Consider the following 18,924-nt stretch of genomic DNA (forward strand, 5'->3'; position numbering starts at 1 on the left):
CTGTCACCACCTTATTTTTTTATGTGCCCCCATCATACCACTGATTCCTCTCTCGAATCTACCCCATTTTATCATTTCACGGTGTTTTTTTTGATTTTCCCGTTCTTGACTTGATTTTTAATCTCTGCTAGAGTATGTTTGTGTTTTTATCGATCTTACTTTCATCGTTTTATCGTTTTTTCATCGTCCTTATCTGTCAATGAATTACTGTACACGGGCAGACATTTTCTGAACTGGAAATGCCGTATGATACACGGGTGGCAGCAGATTTTGCAGATGGGTTATGAGTTGTTGATGAGCTGGTGAGATTTAAGTTACAATATCAAATCAAACTTGAAGAATATTTTACAGGAAGAGGGGATTTTTTATGCCAAAGCTGAATGAACATTATCAGGATTTAAAAGAGAGCTATCTTTTCTCCGAGATTGCACACCGTGTTGCTGCTTATTCTGAGGCACATCCGGATCAGAAAATCATCCGTCTCGGTATCGGAGATGTCACTCTGCCGCTTGGAAGCCTCGCAATCGAGGGACTTCACGAGGGCGTTGACGCAATGGCAAGCGCTGATACATTCAAGGGATATGGCCCGGAGCAGGGATATAAATTTCTGCGCAATGCCATTTCTGAATATTATGCAAGAAATGGTGCGTCCGTCGATGCTGCCGATATTTTTATCTCTGACGGTGCAAAGAGCGATACCGGAAACATCTCCGAGCTGTTCTCCAATGACAACGTGATCCTGATCCCGGATCCGGTTTACCCGGTTTACGTAGATTCCAACCTGATGGGCGGAAAACACGTCACCTACATCTCCGGAAATGCAGAAAACAACTTTCTTCCGATGCCGGATCCGTCTGTTCATGCGGATATCATCTATCTGTGTTCCCCGAACAACCCGACCGGCGCTGTCTACAACAAGGCTCAGTTAAAGGAATGGGTGGACTACGCACTCGCAAACGACGCTGTCATTCTCTTTGACTCCGCTTACGAGGCCTTCATCACCGATCCGGATCTTCCGCGCAGCATCTACGCAATCGAGGGCGCAAAGAAATGTGCGATTGAGTTCTGTTCTCTCTCCAAGACAGCAGGCTTCACCGGAACCCGCTGCGGATACACCGTCGTTCCGAGAGAGCTGACTTTCACCGCCTCAAACGGTCAGGAAATGTCCCTGCACGCAATGTGGAACCGCCGTCAGTGCACAAAGTTCAACGGCACTTCCTACATCATCCAGAAAGGTGCTGCCGCAGTCTTCTCCGAGGAAGGCATGAAACAGTGCCAGGCAAACATCCACTACTATCAGGAGAACGCAAGAATCATCTCCGAGACCTTAAAGAAGAAAAACATCCGCTTCTTCGGCGGCGTGCACTCTCCTTACATCTGGTTTGAGTGCCCGGACAACATGGAGTCCTGGGAATTCTTTGACTACCTGTTAAACAACGCTCAGGTTGTCGGAACCCCGGGTGCAGGCTTTGGCGAGAACGGAAAGAATTACTTCCGTCTGACCTCCTTCAACAACCACGAGAACACGATCGAGGCGATGAAGCGCTTTGAGAAGCTGTTCTAAGAGCTTTCCCAAAAACAGCTTCTGATTTCCACTTTTTGAAAAAACTGCTTGCAAACGTCCGGCACTTATGATATAATTTTTTTGTTGCGTAAGTAAGCCGGCGTGGCGGAATGGCAGACGCATCAGACTCAAAATCTGACGGGGGCGACCTCGTGCCGGTTCGAGTCCGGCTGCCGGCATTCCTTGGCAGGGGCAGGAGCCAACAAAGTTATCTCTCGATGATTTTGTTGGCTCTTTCTTTTTTTCTCTTTTTCTATTATAATAATGCCATATGCAACAACAGATCCACAAATCAGAACAACTCAGATTCATTAATCAGGATGAGATATTTGGGATACACGATATTTTTCATTGGAGGACTTTTTGGTATGACTACCTATAAAAAAACATGGAAACACATCCGGCGCTCTGCCTGCGCATTCACAATCCTTTCTGTCGCTCTCTTAAGCTCTGCCTGCAAACGTCAGCAGGAGGTCATCGATCTCTCAGGTGCACGTGCTACCCCGGCTCCCGCCTCAACCGTTCAGGCAGCTCCCGAGGGCGCGGATTCCGCGTCCGGCCTGATGCTCGACACTCCACAGATGACGACAGGATCTTCCGATTCTTCCGCTGTCTCAGACTCTGCCGCACCGGCGAAAAAGGGAATCCATGCGCTGATGGAGACCTATATGAGCAATAAGGTCTTTATTCAGTACCCGGTCATTCAGGATTTAAACGATGCTGACCGGGCTGCAGCGGCAAATGCACTCTTAAAGGAAAATGCGCTCTCAATCCTCGCCGGATGGGGACTCAACGAGTCAAAGGATACGCTTGAGCTGACCTGCAAAGTCCTCTCCGCCGATCAGAGCCGGATCACCGTCCTCTACCGCGGATACTGCTATCCGAGTCAGGCGTCTTATCCCACGAACCTGCTGTTTACAAACACCATCGACCTCACGAAGGTCTCCAATGTCCGTTTAAATGATTACGCAGACCCGGTTCTCCTCACAGATTATATCCTTTCTGACAATGTTGTTCTCTCCGGTGTCAGCCAGGAGGAACAGCCGGAAATCCTCGACTTCCTCAAAAGTACAGATCGCGATCAGGACATCGAATTCTTCCGGAATGCCGATTTCAGCGGCAACGGCAGTTTCCCGCAGTGTTTTAGCTATGAATCAGATGGAGACATCTATCTCATCATCCCTGTCGCACATGCACTCGGAGATTATGTGACCGTCATCTATACTCCGGAGGAAAAATAAAAGACGGTTTTTAAACCCGGAATTCCTCAGCACGGCACTTGATCTTTATCCTCAAATCTGATAAAATTTGGTTAGTTTTACAATACTGTATCGAGAAAGGAACTCTGAGTTATGGAAAATGTTACTATTTTTGATCATCCACTGATTCAGCACAAGATTTCAATTCTGAGAAATAAGAACACCGGAACCAACGAATTCCGTGCTCTGATCGAGGAGATTGCCATGCTGATGGGCTATGAGGCCCTGCGCGATCTTCCTCTTGAGGACGTTAAAGTTGAGACTCCGATCGAGACCTGCATGACCCCGATGATCGCCGGCAAGAAGCTTGCGATCGTTCCGATCCTGCGCGCAGGACTTGGCATGGTCAACGGAATTCTCGCCCTTGTTCCGAGCGCAAAAGTCGGCCATATCGGTCTGTACCGCGATGAGGAGACTCACGAGCCGCATGAGTACTACTGCAAACTTCCGGATCCGATCGATCAGCGTACCATCGTTGTGACCGATCCGATGCTCGCAACCGGCGGTTCCGGCGTCGAGGCTGTCAACTTTATCAAACAGCACGGCGGAAAGAACATCAAGTTCATGTCCATCATCGCTGCTCCTGAGGGACTGAAGCGTCTCCACGAGGCTCATCCGGATATCCAGATCTATGTCGGACATCTCGACCGCTGCCTGAATGAGAATGCATATATCTGTCCGGGTCTTGGCGATGCCGGCGACAGAATCTTTGGCACGAAGTAAAAAACTTCACAAAACAAACAGGAAGGTCAGGAAAACTCGCTCCCGCTGAATTTTCCTGACCTTCTTATTTTCACCACTAATACAGATTCACATTGATTCAGGTTGATACCTGCAAAGATTTCACGCGTGATGTTTAGTCGTTGCGCTTTTGTGCAATCTCTCCCTGTCTCTTGTAGATGGAGTTTGCGTCCACGCCACCGCGGACACTTGAGAGCGGATAAATGTTGCTGTTCTTTCCGATCACGGTGCCCGGATTCAGCACAGAGCCGCAGCCGACTTCCACGTGATCTCCGATCATTGCACCGACTTTCTTGCGTCCGGTCTCAATCTCCTCATCCTCCGCATGAATTTTCACGAGTTCCTTGTCAGACTTTACGTTTGAGGTGATCGATCCTGCACCCATGTGAGACTTGTATCCCAGAATGGAATCTCCCACATAGTTGTAATGCGGAACCTGAACGTTGTCAAAGAGAATGGAATTCTTTAACTCAGAAGAATTTCCGACAACAGCATTTGCTCCGATCAGAACTTTTCCACGGATAAAAGCACAGTGACGGATCTCTGCCTCCGGTCCGATCACAACCGGTCCCATGATTCCTGCGGTCGGGGCAACCTTTGCAGAGCGGTGAATCCAGACACCCGGAACCGGGTTGTCATATTCTTCCTCCGGAAGCGTCTTTCCAAGGTTCTCCACAAACTCTCCGATGTGCTCAAGTGCCTGCCACGGGTACTCAAACTGCTCCAGCAGTGATTTTGCCATCGTGTGCTCCAGCGTGTAAAGTTCTGCGGTCTTCATTTCTTCTTTCTTCATAATCTTCTTTACTCCTTTTCCTTCTTTTTACTTTTTGCGGTACTGCCTGTGCCGCCGGCACCGTCACGATCCGCACGGCTCTTTGCCTTCTGGTCTTTCTGATAAATCGCTCCCACCGTCTCAAAATTTCCGCGCAGCTGCCAGCTGTTCTGAAGCTTTAAAACTCCGTAAGTTCTTCCCGCCACGAAACGTGCCAGTTTCTCCATGTATTCGTCCGACGTGATCGTTCCCTCCGCCACATAGGTCAGCCCCTTCTCCCAGCTTGCCGTGAGTTCAGGGTTTAAGAGCTGGCGGATCGACGCATTGACAACCTCAAACACCAGCTCCCCGAGAAGCGTCGGCGTGATGATCTGCGTCTTGCCATTCAAGGCCAGATACTCGATGTTCACAAGTTTTTTGAGAATCTCTGCGCGGGTCGCACTCGTTCCGATTCCACTTCCGCGAATCTGGGCACGGAGTTCCTCATCCTCAATCAGCTGTCCGGCATTTTCCATTGCCAGAATCATGGATCCCGATGAATAGCGCTTGGGCGGAGACGTCTCGCCCTCCCGGATTGCAAGCCCTTTCACCGGGAAATGCATTCCTTTTTTCAGAGAGGCCAGCATGGCAATAAACGCCGGATTCTCCATATCCTTCTGGTTGACCTCGGACTCCTCTTTCTCCTCACGCTCCCCGCCTGCTGACACTTCCTTTGAAGCGCCATCCACCGCATCCGTGCCGCCATCCGCACGCTTCTTCATCCGCGATACATCTGCGACACTCAGATAGCCCGCTTCCGTCAACACTTTAAAATTCGCAAAGAAATGCTCCGCCCCGATCGTCATCTCTAACGCATACTTCTGGTAAACTGCCGGCGGATAAAAGACACTTAAAAAGCGTCTCGCAATGACCTCATACACTTTCAGCGCAAGTCCGGAGAGACTGCGGATCGCCCCAAAACCCTGCCCGGTCGGCACAATCGCATAGTGATCGGTGATCTGTTTGTCATTGACATAGCGCGTCTTTGCGATCGACTTGTAAGTTCCCGTATCAAGTACCTGAGCCGCAAAATCTTTCACCGGTGCAAAATTTCGAAGTCCGCCGATGTTGCGGTGAATCTCCTTTGCCACGGCCGTGGAGAGCACTCGCGCATCCGTTCTCGGGTAAGTCACCAGCTTTTTCTCATACAGTTCCTGCACCACCTTGAGCGTCTCATCCGGGCTGATCTTAAACATTTTAGAGCAGTCATTCTGCAGCTCCGCAAGGTTATAGAGAAGCGGCGGATTCTTTGTCTCCTTCTTCTTCTCGATCTTGACTAGCTGAGCCTGCACTCCCGCGCTCTCTCTATCTTCCGGACTCGGAGACCGGGACACCATTGACTGCGCCCCTCCACCCGCACTTTCCAGAAGAGCAATCAGCTCCTCGGCATGGCGGCGCTCCTTAAATCCGTTCTCTTTATAAAGGTAAGGTGACTGAAAATACTTTGATCCCTCGACCGCCCGCCATTCCGCATCAAACTCCATCTCCTGACTCGAAAACCTGCCGACAACACGGTAAAACGGTGTCTTCACAAACTCACGGATCTCCCGCTCCCTGCGCACAACCATTCCGAGCACACAGGTCATAACCCGTCCCACAGACAGAACCGTCCGGTTTGTCCGCAGATACGACGAAATACCGGGGCCATACTTGAGTGTCAGAAGACGGGAAAAATTGATTCCCATCAGATAGTCTTCCTTCGCCCGCAGATAGGCAGAGGAAGCCAGATTGTCATACTCCGACCAGTCTTTCGCCTCACGGATTCCCCGAAGGATCTCCTCCTCCGTCTGTGAGTCAATCCAGACACGTTTTCTCTTTTTCTCCTTGCCGACTCCCGCCATCTGGTCCACCAGCCGATAAATATACTCTCCCTCTCGTCCCGAGTCGGTGCAGATATAAATCGTCTCAACATCCGGACGGTTCAACAGGCCGGCGACGATCTGAAACTGCTTTGCAACACCGCCGATGACCTCATACTTGAAATCTTTCGGCAAAAACGGCAGAGTTTCCAGACTCCATCGCTTAAATTTCGGGTCGTAGGCTTCCGGATAACTCATCGTCACCAGATGTCCGACACACCAGGTCACAACCGCTGTATCCGACTCAATATAGCCGTCTGCCCGCTTTCCCGAGATCTTGAGTGCTGCTGCAAACTGCTGCGCCACACTCGGCTTCTCGGCTATGTATAATGATTTTCCCATTCAGTCTGAATTCCTCTCTGTTCCGGTTTCTTTTATCCAATTTCTCTTATTTGATCTGGTCCGCAATCTCATCCCTCAGCGCGCTCCACGCTTCCTCGTGCTCCACATAGTACTTCGGACAATCCTTTCCGCTCACATCATAATGGCGGATCACATCCGACGCGCGCAGATCCAGAGACTGGCACAGCCACGACACCAGTTTGACAAGAGAATCCTGCGTCTCCTGCGTAAACTTTCCGGATGAGTCCGGATGACAGCACTCAATCGAGATCGTGTCCTCATTGCGCGGATAATTCGCATATGCCACTTCCTGAACCGGCACACAGCAGAGAATCTCCCCGTCAAGACCGATGATAAAATGGCTGCTCACTGATCTGCGCTCCGACTCCGGTGCCTCTGCCATCCCCGCAAAATAATTCCGGTTCTCCCGCGCTGTTGTCTTCGGATTTGCGACATAGTGCACTACAATATTTTTGACCTTTGTGCGCTTTGTTCCCGGTCTCGAGTACGGATTGACCGGAAGATAGGCTTCCTGACACCAATCCGGCAGAGACAGCGTCTCCAGATTTTCCCGCTTTCTCTCCACAAGAAAACTGCCAACCATAAAGAGAACTGCTGCTGTCACAAGAATAAAAAGCGCCAGCCGCTCTGCTGCTGCCACCATTTGCCGGCGCCGTCTCTGTTTTTGTCTTCTCTCAATCTGTCTCCGACGCATACTTTTTTCGTTTTCTTCTGACACGTTCTGTTCCTCTTTAAGCCCACGCTTATTCTTATCTATACTTTACTGAAGCAGATCTTCTGATATGCCAGTGTTGTGGCAAGATCTGCATGACCGAGTATCGTCTGAACTGCCTGCACATTCGCCCCGCTGCCAAGCAGATGCGCCGCAAAAGAATGGCGCAGGGTATGGGGGGTGATGTCCGCCTGAATCCCCGCCTGCTCTCCGTATCCCTTGACAATCTTCCAGAATCCCTGCCGGGACATCTGTACCCCGCTGCAATTTACAAAAAGATACCCTGATGACTTTCCGTCCAGCAGCGTCTCTCTCGCCTGCTCCAGATACACACGCAAAGCCTGGTTTGCCGTGCGCCCAAACGGAATGATCCTCTCCCTCGCTCCGTCCCGGCACACGATAAAACCGACCTGCATATTGACGTCCTCCACACCGAGTCCAATGAGTTCAGACACCCGGATTCCCGTCGCATACAGAAGTTCCAGCATTGCACGGTCACGGATCTTCTTCGGCGTGCTTCCGTCCGGTTGACTTAAGAAGCGGGTGACTTCCTCCACCGAAAGAATCACCGGCGGTTTCTTCTCAATCTTCGGTGCCTTCACAAACTCTGCCGGGTCCTGATGAATGTTTCCCTTTGAAAACTCATAGTGAAAAAACGCCTTTCCCGACGCCAGCATCCGGGAGATGGTCGCAGTCGCCTTTCCCTGCTGTTCTAAATAAAGAATATAAGAGTTAAGACTTGTCTTTGTCACCTTCGTGAGATCCCAAATCCCCTCTTTCTCCAGATACTCCTGCATCTGGTGCAGATCCCGGCGGTAAGATAAAATGGTATTTTGAGAGGCTCTCTTCACGGTTTCCAAGTAGGTGCAAAATGCGTCCAGCTCTGCATTGATGTTCATAATCTCTTTCCTCTGTTCCACAAAATTCCGGTACTTCTTTTTTTGCAAATTTTTTCAATTTCTTTTTGTGCAACTCGTTATCATTATATCCTCTCTGCTTCTCAAAATCAAATGCTTCTTTTTCCCAGAAACAGCCCATTTTTAGCGCAAAAAACAAGATGTTGAAGCCATCCATCATCCCTGCTCAACATCTTGTCAAAAACGTCAAATCATAAAAAAATTCTAAAATATTTTGAGGATCCGGTTTCCAATCACAAGCTCTGCCCAGATCCCGGCCGCGCAGAGCATCCCGGCGATCAACCAGATGCGTCTTCGATATGGCCTAGGAAGCGGATACGGATACTCGACGCTCTCCGCAATCAGAAGAAACCACGCCGCAAGATAAAAGAGATCCTGCGGAAATGCCGCGCACAGAAAAAGCAGAAGTCCTCCTGCTCCTCTCGTCCATGTCAAAATCACGAGTGTGGCGGAGGCGCAGGCTCCGATCAGAAAGAGAACTGCCCGCACCCCGGCTTTCGCAAATCGTCCTGCACAGATTCCGGCAAGCACCCCGGTCTGTAAAACGCGCAGTAGAACGAGCCGGATCCATCCGTATCTGCTCTCTCCGCAAAGATTCCCGCACCGGTTTCCAATCATCTCGGAGAGCACCGCCACATTGACCAGACCAGAGAGAAAGGCGCGGTTTGTAAGAACTGAAGCAAGAACCCATCCCGCTATCATCCAGAGAAACAGTCTCCGTTCCCTCTTCATCGCGCACTCCGCAGCATTTTTTATACTCTATGCCGGAATGAAAGCGATCATGTATCTTTCCAACACTTCTATTTTTTATCTGCGGTACTTTCTCGCATAAGCCATGATTGCGGCAACCGTCTTCGCATCGGTCATCTTTCCGGTGTAGATCAGCTCCTCAAGGTCCTCAAGCTCCCATGCCTCCACGTTGATCACCTCATCTTCATCGAGATGCTGGTGGGACGGAATCAGATTTCGCGCCACAAAGATGTCAATCGCCTCATCACAGAATGCGACTGTCGTGTTCAGGCTCATCAGATACTCGAGATGATCGCAGCGATATCCGGTTTCCTCCTCAAGCTCGCGGTATGCGCACTCAATTTTCGGCTCCTTCGGATCATCGAGCTTTCCCGCCGGAATCTCTAACGTCTCCCGGTCGAGCGCATTGCGGTACTGACGCACCATCAGCAGTTTTCCATCATCCGCAACCGCAACAACTGCCGCTGCCCCGTCATGATGAATGTAATCCCAGTGCGCCTCATGTCCGTTTGCAATCACGGTGTCCTCATAAATCTTGAGAATATTTCCCGTATACTTCAGCTGACGATCCTTGCGGATTACCGGCGGAATCTTTTTTGTCTCTCTGTTTTCCATGATCTCTGCCTCTCTTTTACTTTTCTCTTTTATGATCTTTTATATTCTATCGTTTATAAATCTATCGCTTATAAATCTATTTCCGTTTTTACCGGTCCCTGCCTCTCACACGGTCTTCTCACTTTACTTTCGTGCACTTCTCATAGCACGCATCTGACGCCTTGATCAGCGCATTCCGAAGTCCATGCTCCTCAAGTGCGGCAACTCCGGCAATCGTTGTTCCTCCCGGAGAGCAGACCTGATCCTTTAACTCTCCCGGATGTTTTCCGGTCTCAAGCACCATCTTCGCGCTTCCGAGAACCGTCTGTGCCACCATCTGATAGGCAGCTGCTCTTGGCAGTCCATATTTCACCACGCTGTCTGCAAGTGCCTCGATAATCATGTAAATGTATGCCGGGGAACTTCCACTTGCGCAGACAACCGCATTCATCAGATTCTCTCCGACGATCTCCATTCTTCCGAATGAGCGGAAAAAGGCACAGATATCGGCTCTCTCTTCCTCAGAAAACTTCGTCTCATCAAAGCTGACTCCCGTCATGCCTTCCCCGACAAGCGCCGGCGTGTTCGGCATCGCTCTGACCACACGCACTGCTCTTTTAAAGCGGTTTCCGAGATCTTCGATCGTGATGCCCGGGGCAATCGACAAAATCACCTGATCCTCCGACACCACCTCCCGGATCTCTCCGATCACGGTGTCATACTGCTGGGGTTTCACTGCCAGAATCAGGTACCTGGAAGACTTCGCACACTCCAGATTCGAGGAAGCCGGATGCACACCGGTCTCTGCCTCCACCTTTGCCATCTTCTCGCGATTTCTCGCAGAAAATGTGATTTCTTCTGCAGGTGTCGCCTGAAGAAGCCCCTTCAACATCGCAAATCCCATATTTCCCATTCCGATAAATCCGTACTTATATGCAAACTCACTCATCTAAGCTTCCTCCTGTCTCTTTTCCTGTCTGCTCGCATCTGTTGCACTTACTGCCCCATTGCGCCCGGCTGTTCATTCCCCATTCACCAGACTGTACCTCGTCCGGCCTACATAAACCACAAGTCTTCTTTCGTCGTGGAGATCGCATCTGCACCCGCAGAAAATGCTGCCATGATATCCTTCTTATCGGAAATCAGACCTCCGGCAATGATCGGAACCTCCGTGAATCCCCGAATCTCCTGAAGCACCTTCGGCATAATTCCCGGCATAATCTCAATCGCATCCGGACGAAACGATTCAATCTGCTTTTTCGTCGTGCTCATCGCCATGGAATCAATCAAAAAAGTTCTCTGCACTCCGAGCAGTCCGGACTCCACCGCATGCTTTACAAGAAGCGGTTTCGTGCTGATGATTCCATCTGCCAGTGTGTTTGTGCGGATATAGTCGACTGCCACCTCCTTGGCGCTCAGTCCCTGAATCAGATCCACATGGGCCACCGCAATCTTTCCATGCTCTTTGATCTGACGCACAATATCCGTGATATTCAGAATCGTTCCATACAGAATAAAAACCACCTGACATTCCGAATCAAAGCACCGGTGCAGACCCTTGTCGTCTTTTACCGCCGCAATCACCGGTGAACTCTCAAACAACTCCATTGCCTTCATTTTTTCAACTCCCCAATCTTTCTCTAATTGACTCTTCATACTCTCCATATGTTCCCCTCTACTTTAGCAACGTATTTCTAATCCGTCAAGCAAAACCCACGAAACAAATTTTGCATAAAACGAAAAAGGCCTCACCCGAACGCAGCGCTCATCTCTGAACTCTGCTGCCCTGTGAAAGCCTTTCTCTCATAACTTTTCCCCTTGCTGAACAGATAATGTTCTTTCTTTTCCTATTGATCCTATGAATTTTTAAACATTTAACATTTCAACCGACATTTATGAAACGATTATTCCATTCTTTCTCTTACTGCTCACTTGTCTTGCTGTCAACGTAGCGCTTGCAGACATCCGGATAGTTGCTGATGACACACTCGCACTTCCAGTCCCAAAGCTGCTCCAGTGTTGCCATATCATTGACCGTCCACACGTTGACATCAATGCCATTCTCATGGCAGATCTTTACTTCTTCCTCAGTCAGGCCCTTGTAACCCGGATGATAGCACTGCATATCGTACTTCTTGCAGTAGTATCCGGCATTTCCAAGTCCCTCATGCTCCACAAGTGCGCCTCCCGGAATCTCCGGTGCAAGCTTTCTTAAAAGGAATACTGAGGTGTGATTGAAGGAGGAGAAGATGATGCGGTCTTCCAGTCCATATTTCTTTACCAGTGCCAGAGTCTTCTCCTCAAGCTCTACGTAATAAAAGACTCCGCTCTTGATCTCCACATTGGTCACAAGCGACTGATCCTTCGCCCATGCACAGTACTCCTCGAAGGTCGGGATCTCCTGAAAACCGTATTTTCCGTTCCAAACCTGAGCTGCATTGAACTTTTTCAGCTCCTCAAGCGTATAATCTCTGACATATCCGGTTCCGTCTGTCGTGCGATCGATCTTCTCATCATGGATGACAACAACCTCTCCGTCCTTTGTCAGCTGAACATCCAGCTCAATTCCGTCAACACCAAGCTTTGCTGCCTCGTTAAATGCCAGCATCGTGTTCTCCGGATATCTTCCGCTGTAACCTCTGTGTGCATAAACCTTCATCTTGTTTCCCTCCGCTGTTTTTCACATTTTTCTTGTCGTCTGTCATGAAACAGATGCAAAATCAGGTGAACAATCAACCTCTCTTATCCGTCAACTGCTCTATGCCAAGTATAGCACTCTTTCCACCTTTTTGCATCTGTTTCGTGTAGGTTTTACGCAAAAACTTTGTAAACAATGTTTCAAATACATTTTAAATACATTTCATTTCACTGAAATAATTACCCAACTAACCCCAAATCAAGATTGCCTTACTTTCTTTACTTCATTGCTGCCTTCGAGTAGCCAGTCAGCATATACTTCTGGAAGATGAAGAACAGGATGATAACCGGCACAACTGCAAGCACTGCACCAGCCATGATCTCATGGTTGTTCATCGTTGCCTGTCCTGCAAATGTGTTCTTTAAGTAAGCCAGTCCAACTGTCAGAACTCGTCTCGTCTCGCCCTTTGCGATGATCTTCGGCCAGAAGTAAGCGTTCCATCCGTTTGTGAAAGTTACAAGCGTTACGGTGAACAGAGTTGACTTACACATCGGAACAAGGATCTTTGTGATCATTCCGATTCTTCCAAGTCCATCCATGCGTGCTGCCTCGAGATAGCTGTCGTCGATCGACATGAAAGTCTGACGAAGCATGAAGATGTAGTACGGAGATACTGCCTCCGGAAGAATCAGACCGATGAAGGTCTCGGACATTCCCCAGTTTGCCATCATGATGTAAATCGGAATGAAAGTTACCTGAAGCGGAATCATCAGTGCGCCGAGCACGATGATGAAACACAGGTTCTGTCCCTTGAATTTTCCCTTTGCGAAACCGTATCCCGCAAAAATACCGGTTACGACCTGAGAAATCAGGATTCCGGCTGTCATCACAGCCGTGTTGTAGTAATACTTGATAAAGTTACCTCTCTTGAGCACGTTCAAGTAGTTCTCAAAATGGAACTCTCTCGGCCAGAGAGTCGGAACCGGAAGAAGGATCTCTTCCTGTGATTTTACTGAAGATACCAACATCCAATAGATCGGAAATACGACAATCAAAAGAACAATCGTAGCCAGAACGTACTGGAGTACCGTCATCACTTTTTTCTTATGCCGTGCAGCCTCGTTCAAATCGATGCCATTGGCATTTGCCTGTCTACCCATGACTGTTCTCCTCCTATGAATCGTAAGTTACGTTTCCACCGGAAACCTTCATCGTCGCAACCGTCACGATCAACAGCAGTACGAAGAAAAAGATTGCAACTGTCGATGCGCGGTCCATACGGAAATCTACCATCGCATAACGGTAAATGTTGTAAACAAATACCTCAGTGGAACGATACGGTCCGCCCTGTGTCAAGATATCTACGGACTGGAATACCTTCATAGAAGAAAGGAAGGTCGTTACAAACAGGAACAAAGTGGTCGGAGAAAGCATCGGAAGCGTAATCTTGAAGAAACGCTGAACCTTGTTTGCTCCGTCAAGGGAAGCTGCCTCATAATAATCCTGGGCAATTCCCATCATTGCTGCCAGATAAACCATCATTCCGTATCCAACGCAGCGCCATCCGGTCAGCATAAGTACAGAAATCAGAGCCATGTGGCGGTTGCCGAGCCAGTCAACTGCCGGAAGTCCTACTAAGGAGAGCAGGTAGTTGAAAATTCCGTTGTCCTTATTGAAAATCCAGAGGAAAACAACTGCTGCGGAAGACATTGCCACGTACTTCGGCATGAAGACGATTGCTCGCATTGCCGAAAATCCCTTTGTCATACGGTTGAAGATGAGCGCAAACACCATGCCACCGACAAGGGTAATAAAAAGTTCTCCTGCTGAATACAGGCAGGTTACTTTCAGAGAGTTCCACAGATATTTCGTTCCGGAGCCTCCAAAGAGCCAAACCCAGTTTTTGAATCCAACATAATTCCAGGTATCATTCAGCAGGTTCCAGTCGGTAAAGCTGATCTGAAGCAGCTTAACGATTGGATAATAGGTAAAGACTGCCAGGAATACCAGCACCGGAAGGACACATAAGAAATCCTTCCAGGCAGATGCACTCCTGGGGTTAATTTTCTTGTTTGACATGTTGCTACACCCCCGCTTGTGTTTATCTTAACCTTGCAGCGTTACTGCCTGCATCCCTACCTGCATCACTCACTGTCCACCTATCGGCTGACCTGCCATGCAGACAGTCGCAGACAGTAACGCTCCCTCTTTTGTAACTACTATATCCCCCCGCAGTTACACATTTCTTAACTTCTTAACTTATCTTAAACTTAAATCTTATTATGAATCACCAAGTACGTCGTTGATCTCGTCTGCCATCTGCTCCATTGCGGCCGGAACATCTCCGCCTTCCATCATAACCTCTGCCATGGAGTTCTTCCAGATCGTTGCAAGCTGTCCCCAAGCCTTGTGCTGGATTCTCGGGTTGATCTCATCAAGGTTGTCCAGAATTGCCTGGAATGCCGGCTTCTTCTCGAGGAATGCCTTACCCTCATCGGTATCAAGAACAGATTTTCTGGTCGGCATGTAACCGGTACCCTCTGCCCAGGTCATGTTGACATCCTTGCTGCACAGGTACTGCATGAACTGCCAAGCTGCATTCTTGGTTGCCTGATCGTTCTTTGCCGGAATCAGAAGTGCACATCCGCCGATCTCCTGATCCTTGGTGTCGCCACCCGGAAGCCAGGACATGCCAACCTCAAAGTCACACTGGTCTACGTAAGTGTTGTAAAGAGAAGTCGTATGTACAACGGAGAATGCCTTTCCATCAATGAAATTCTGTCTCATGTTGGAGGAAGCATCATCACCGGTACCGGTCCAGTAGGTGTAACCCTTGTCGCACCAGTCTTTGATCTTCTGTGCTACTGCAACTGCCTTCTCGTCAGCCAGATCGGTAGTTACCTGATCGTCGTTGATGATCTTCACGCCGTTGTTCTGGTAGAAGGTCTCAAAATACCACTGATCCCAGCCAGGAATGATGGTACCGTACACAGCAGTGGAACCGTCTGCGTTCTTCTGGGTTGCCTTGTCGAGGAATGCATCCATATCGCTCCACTTCTCCGGAATCGTGATTCCCATCTCATCTGCCATATCCTTGTTGTAGAACATGATCTGGGTGGAGATCAGGAACGGAAGGGAAACAACCTTGTCGTTATACTTACAAGCCTTGATCATACCATCACCAAAGTCTGTAACGTCGTAATCGCTCGCCTGAATGTATGGGGTCAGATCCTCGGTCAGTCCGCCTGCTCCATACTCTGCGATGTAGGAGGTATTGGCAACGGTGATTGCCGGAAGGTCGGTTCCTGCTGCGTGTGCGGCAACCAGGGCCTCATTCACCTTGCTGTAACTTCCGATGTACTCTGCCTCTACAGTAATCAGATCCTGAGAATTGTTGAAGTCATCAACAACCTTCTGAACCGTATCAGAATACTGGTCCTCAAGTGCGTGCCACCATTTGATCGTGATCGGCTCCGTGACCTCATACTTGGAGGCATCCACCTCTCCGGTGGTCTCTCCTGCCTCTGCGGTTGTCTCTGCCGTCGTGCCCTGTCCACCTGCTTTTCCGGTAGAACCGCCACCGCTGCATCCTGCCAGTGTGGTTGCCGCTGTCACTACTGCCATAACCAACGCGATCTGTTTTCTCATATTCCTTCTCCCTTCTTAGAGCGCCGTTTCCGGAAAATGAGCGCAAAAAAAGAGATTACACCAAACCGATACTTCTTCCCCCTGCACGGAGGTGCGCATCTCTTTTTGCCATAATCTCATCATCTCTTCTTCGGCGTATTCATTTCTTATGACATTGATTCTACCATTGTTTTGTATAAAATGCAACTCTTTTTTGAAAATTTTTTATATAATTTTCACCTTTGCGTTTTATTTTTCACAATTTATTGATTATTTTTTAACAATTTTGACGATTTTTTATGGGGCTTTTTTCGTGCAAGCCCCATAATTTTCATCCAGTCACTCTTCTTCTTTGAGATATTTGCGGAATGTCGCGCGATAGAAATAAGAAGTCAGATAGGAAAAAAAAGCAAACCAGACCATGAAAAGCACAGGAATGTAATAAACTGCAATTCCAAACAGTGCATACAGCGAAACAATCGCCACCGTCATGCCCGGATTTCCGATTGCGATGACCACTGCCCTGCCGATCGTCTGGCGAATCGTTCCCTCCTCATACACCGTCAGCGGAAAAATCCACACTGCTGTTAAAGAAAAGACAATAATCAGACAAAACAGAACCGCAAATGCCATGATCCGCAGTGCTCCCAGCGCATTTAAGTGAATGCAGCAGTACAAATCATAGAGGAGAAATCCACCCCCGGCAAGAATTCCGATCCAGCAGACGGTACTTTTCACAAATTTTTTCCGAAATGTCCGGATAAACGTCTGCCACACATAGCCTTCCTCATCTTCGGTAAGCGGCAACGTATAGCCAAACAATGCCGTCGTCGCTGCTCCGGCCGTCACAACCGGCAGAGAAAACAATGCCCACAAAACGCCAAGCAGACAGAGGTTCACCAATTTGTCAATAAAACTCCAAAAACGGTTTTCCGGATTGAAAATTCCATTGATGTTGAAATTCATACCTCATCCTCTCTTTCTCTCTTGCTTTCTCTTCTATCCCCTTATTTTGATCCAGCAGTTTTTATCGATTTTTTGTTCTGATCGGTTCTTCGTGATTTTTCATCAATTCTTATTAATATCTATTAGTTTACCACATAATTTTCCAAAAAACAAACCCAGATAGCAAAGAAGGTGCCCGGAACGGTTTTTGCAGCCGTCTCCGAACACCCTGCTCGATCTCAGTCTTTTTCAGTCGATTCTATTGCGATTACTCGCCTGCATACTCTTCTCTTTCTCTATGTTCTACCAGAGATTGGCCCCGGTGAGCTTAGATATGAGCAACATTCTTCGTCGCAACAACCGGAACACCGGTTCCTGCGCAGTCAGCAATCACCACGTCTCCAATTGCAACCGGTGCAGTCACAACGGTCTCGCGGATCTCCTTCATGCAGTCAAAAATCTTTCCCTTCGGAATATCACTTGCAGTCTTTACAGAAACCATGGCGATCGTTCCGTCATTCACGCGTACAGAAGAAGTCACAATACGAGTCGGATTCGTCACTTCTTTCTTTCCGTACTCCTCACCGCGCTTACAGGTATTTCCGGTTACGGTAATCTCATCTCCGTCCATATGGACAGTCAGCGGGCAGCCTAAAGGGCAGCCGATACAAGTCAGTTCTCTCACTTCCATCTCATTCTTCCTCCGTGCAGATCACAATCTTTTCCAGATCCGGGCATTCTTTCAGGCTATCTTTTGTGATAATCACCTGCTCCATCTCGCCTGGAGCCAGTACTTTTTTCTTTCTGTGCGCAACACGCTTTCCATCGTAGTAAACGCTGATATAGCGGTCCTTATAGACATCTGCCACACGGAAACGAACCGTGATCTTGTCATTCATGTTCTCGGTATCGAGAGTCTGCGGAACGGTGTAGCGAACGCCATTCTCACCAAACAGCGGAACAACATGTCCCTCTTTCTTTTCTGCGCCTGCCTGTACATAAGCAGCTGCATTCGTACCTGCTAAAGTTGCCTCCTCAGATACATAGTCTACGAGGTCATGAACGTGAAGCACGTTACCGCATGCAAAGATTCCCTCTGCGCTCGTCTCAAGCTGATCGTTTACATTCGGACCGGAAGTTACGCGGTTCATTGAAACGCCTGCACCCTTGGTCAGCTCGTTCTCCGGGAGCAGACCTACGGACAGAAGCAGGGTATCACAGCTGTAAAATTCCTCGGTTCCCGGGATCGGCTTGCGGTTTGCGTCTACCTCTGCAAGAGTAATTCCGGTCACGCGCTCCTTGCCCTGGATGTCCACAACCGTGTGGCTGAGCTTCAGCGGAATATCATAGTCGTTTAAGCACTGAACAATATTTCTCTTCAAACCGCCAGAGTAAGGCATCAGCTCTGCAACAACCTTTACCTTTGCGCCCTCAAGTGTCATTCTTCTTGCCATGATCAGACCGATATCACCAGAGCCGAGGATGACAACTTCCTTACCTACCTGATAGCCCTCAATGTTCGTCAGACGCTGTGCGGTTCCTGCGGAGTAAATACCTGCCGGACGATATCCCGGAATGTTCAAAGCTCCTCTCGGACGCTCACGGCATCCCATTGCAAGGATGATTGCCTTTGCCTGAATCGTCGTCAGACCGTCCTCTTTATTGATGAAAGTAACTTCTTTCTTGTCATTGATATCGATTACCATACAGTTGAGCTTGTACGGAATCTGCATCTCCTCCACGATCTTGATGTAGCGGGATGCGTACTCCGGTCCGGTCAGCTCCTCCTTAAAGGTGTGAAGACCGAATCCGTTGTGGATACACTGGTTTAAGATACCGCCAAGACAGCTGTCACGCTCCAGAATCAGGATATCTTCCACACCTGCTCTTCTTGCGGCAGCAGCTGCTGCCAGGCCTGCCGGGCCTCCGCCGATAATTACAATGTCATGCTGTGTCATGATTTTCCCCTCCTGTTATCGCTCCCCGGTCAGCAGTTCAGAACCCGGTGCATTTTTGCAGATCTCTTCCATCTTCATGCCCTTCTCACGAGCGAGAATCTCCATCGTTCTCGGTGTGCAGAAGCCTGCCTGGCAACGGCCCATGCCCTGACGGACACGGCGCTTGATTCCATCGAGGGAAGTTGC

The 18,924-nt window shown here is 49.0% G+C and carries 19 protein-coding genes, 1 tRNA gene and 1 pseudogene; 4 read left to right on the forward strand and 17 right to left on the reverse strand.

Features of this window, described 5'->3' with window-relative positions; all coding sequences use genetic code 11:
- The first annotated feature begins 367 nt into the window (after positions 1 to 367).
- The 4 genes from ACR0QE_RS06260 to upp all read left to right on the forward strand — a co-directional run bounded on the left by ACR0QE_RS06260 (position 368) and on the right by upp (position 3,546).
- Positions 368 to 1,564, forward strand: coding sequence for an LL-diaminopimelate aminotransferase (locus ACR0QE_RS06260; RefSeq protein WP_432627503.1), 1,197 nt, complete (start codon positions 368 to 370; stop codon positions 1,562 to 1,564).
- 96 nt (positions 1,565 to 1,660) lie between these two features.
- Positions 1,661 to 1,743 (forward strand) — tRNA-Leu (locus ACR0QE_RS06265).
- A 189-nt stretch (positions 1,744 to 1,932) separates the two neighbouring features.
- Positions 1,933 to 2,805, forward strand: coding sequence for a hypothetical protein (locus tag ACR0QE_RS06270; RefSeq protein WP_432627504.1), 873 nt, complete (start codon positions 1,933 to 1,935; stop codon positions 2,803 to 2,805).
- Between the two features lie 111 nt (positions 2,806 to 2,916).
- Positions 2,917 to 3,546, forward strand: coding sequence for a uracil phosphoribosyltransferase (gene upp / locus ACR0QE_RS06275; RefSeq protein WP_432627505.1), 630 nt, complete (start codon positions 2,917 to 2,919; stop codon positions 3,544 to 3,546).
- Between the two features lie 133 nt (positions 3,547 to 3,679).
- Here upp and ACR0QE_RS06280 read toward each other — a convergent pair whose 3' ends face one another.
- The 17 genes and pseudogenes from ACR0QE_RS06280 to ACR0QE_RS06360 form a co-directional block, all read right to left on the reverse strand.
- Positions 3,680 to 4,357 carry a UDP-N-acetylglucosamine pyrophosphorylase gene (locus tag ACR0QE_RS06280; protein WP_432627506.1) on the reverse strand — a complete coding sequence of 226 codons (678 nt, stop codon included), beginning with the start codon at positions 4,355 to 4,357 and terminating at the stop codon, positions 3,680 to 3,682.
- Positions 4,358 to 4,365: 8 nt separating this feature from the next.
- The gene (locus ACR0QE_RS06285; RefSeq protein WP_432627507.1) at positions 4,366 to 6,576 is read right to left on the reverse strand and encodes a DNA topoisomerase; all 2,211 of its coding nucleotides are present in this window, start codon (positions 6,574 to 6,576) and stop codon (positions 4,366 to 4,368) included.
- A 46-nt stretch (positions 6,577 to 6,622) separates the two neighbouring features.
- The gene (locus tag ACR0QE_RS06290) at positions 6,623 to 7,291 is read right to left on the reverse strand and encodes a peptidoglycan recognition protein family protein (RefSeq protein ID WP_432627508.1); all 669 of its coding nucleotides are present in this window, start codon (positions 7,289 to 7,291) and stop codon (positions 6,623 to 6,625) included.
- 59 nt (positions 7,292 to 7,350) lie between these two features.
- Positions 7,351 to 8,160 carry a tyrosine recombinase gene (locus tag ACR0QE_RS06295; protein WP_432627521.1) on the reverse strand — a complete coding sequence of 270 codons (810 nt, stop codon included), beginning with the start codon at positions 8,158 to 8,160 and terminating at the stop codon, positions 7,351 to 7,353.
- A complete protein-coding gene (locus tag ACR0QE_RS06300) occupies positions 8,042 to 8,386 on the reverse strand; it encodes a hypothetical protein (RefSeq protein ID WP_432627522.1) in 345 nt (114 codons plus the stop codon). Before ACR0QE_RS06300 ends, ACR0QE_RS06295 begins: the two co-directional genes overlap by 119 nt.
- Before the next feature lie 44 nt (positions 8,387 to 8,430).
- Positions 8,431 to 8,958 (reverse strand): hypothetical protein, encoded by a 528-nt coding sequence (locus ACR0QE_RS06305; protein WP_432627509.1) that lies wholly within the window; start codon positions 8,956 to 8,958, stop codon positions 8,431 to 8,433.
- A gap of 75 nt (positions 8,959 to 9,033) precedes the next feature.
- Entirely contained in the window at positions 9,034 to 9,591 is a 558-nt protein-coding gene (locus ACR0QE_RS06310; protein WP_432627510.1) for an NUDIX hydrolase, read from the reverse strand.
- A gap of 118 nt (positions 9,592 to 9,709) precedes the next feature.
- Positions 9,710 to 10,519, reverse strand: coding sequence for a pyrroline-5-carboxylate reductase (gene proC / locus ACR0QE_RS06315; protein ID WP_432627511.1), 810 nt, complete (start codon positions 10,517 to 10,519; stop codon positions 9,710 to 9,712).
- A gap of 107 nt (positions 10,520 to 10,626) precedes the next feature.
- Entirely contained in the window at positions 10,627 to 11,226 is a 600-nt protein-coding gene (locus ACR0QE_RS06320; protein WP_432627512.1) for a glycerol-3-phosphate responsive antiterminator, read from the reverse strand.
- Positions 11,227 to 11,491: 265 nt separating this feature from the next.
- Entirely contained in the window at positions 11,492 to 12,229 is a 738-nt protein-coding gene (locus tag ACR0QE_RS06325; protein ID WP_432627513.1) for a glycerophosphodiester phosphodiesterase, read from the reverse strand.
- A 257-nt stretch (positions 12,230 to 12,486) separates the two neighbouring features.
- Positions 12,487 to 13,368, reverse strand: coding sequence for a carbohydrate ABC transporter permease (locus ACR0QE_RS06330; protein ID WP_432627514.1), 882 nt, complete (start codon positions 13,366 to 13,368; stop codon positions 12,487 to 12,489).
- A gap of 13 nt (positions 13,369 to 13,381) precedes the next feature.
- Positions 13,382 to 14,287, reverse strand: coding sequence for an ABC transporter permease subunit (locus ACR0QE_RS06335; RefSeq protein WP_177977987.1), 906 nt, complete (start codon positions 14,285 to 14,287; stop codon positions 13,382 to 13,384).
- 201 nt (positions 14,288 to 14,488) lie between these two features.
- A complete protein-coding gene (locus tag ACR0QE_RS06340; protein WP_432627515.1) occupies positions 14,489 to 15,856 on the reverse strand; it encodes an ABC transporter substrate-binding protein in 1,368 nt (455 codons plus the stop codon).
- Between the two features lie 318 nt (positions 15,857 to 16,174).
- Complete coding sequence (locus ACR0QE_RS06345; RefSeq protein ID WP_432627516.1) at positions 16,175 to 16,801, reverse strand: YesL family protein; 627 nt, start codon at positions 16,799 to 16,801, stop codon at positions 16,175 to 16,177.
- Positions 16,802 to 17,108: 307 nt separating this feature from the next.
- Positions 17,109 to 17,471: a DUF1667 domain-containing protein gene (locus ACR0QE_RS06350; protein ID WP_432627517.1), complete on the reverse strand. Its 363-nt coding sequence runs from the start codon at positions 17,469 to 17,471 to the stop codon at positions 17,109 to 17,111.
- 1 nt (position 17,472) lies between these two features.
- Complete coding sequence (locus ACR0QE_RS06355) at positions 17,473 to 18,738, reverse strand: NAD(P)/FAD-dependent oxidoreductase (RefSeq protein ID WP_432627518.1); 1,266 nt, start codon at positions 18,736 to 18,738, stop codon at positions 17,473 to 17,475.
- 15 nt (positions 18,739 to 18,753) lie between these two features.
- Positions 18,754 to 18,924: pseudogene (locus ACR0QE_RS06360) on the reverse strand (FAD/NAD(P)-binding oxidoreductase); the annotation flags it as partial.

Source organism: Brotaphodocola sp., from assembly GCF_050873065.1.
Lineage (GTDB): Bacteria > Bacillota > Clostridia > Lachnospirales > Lachnospiraceae > Brotaphodocola.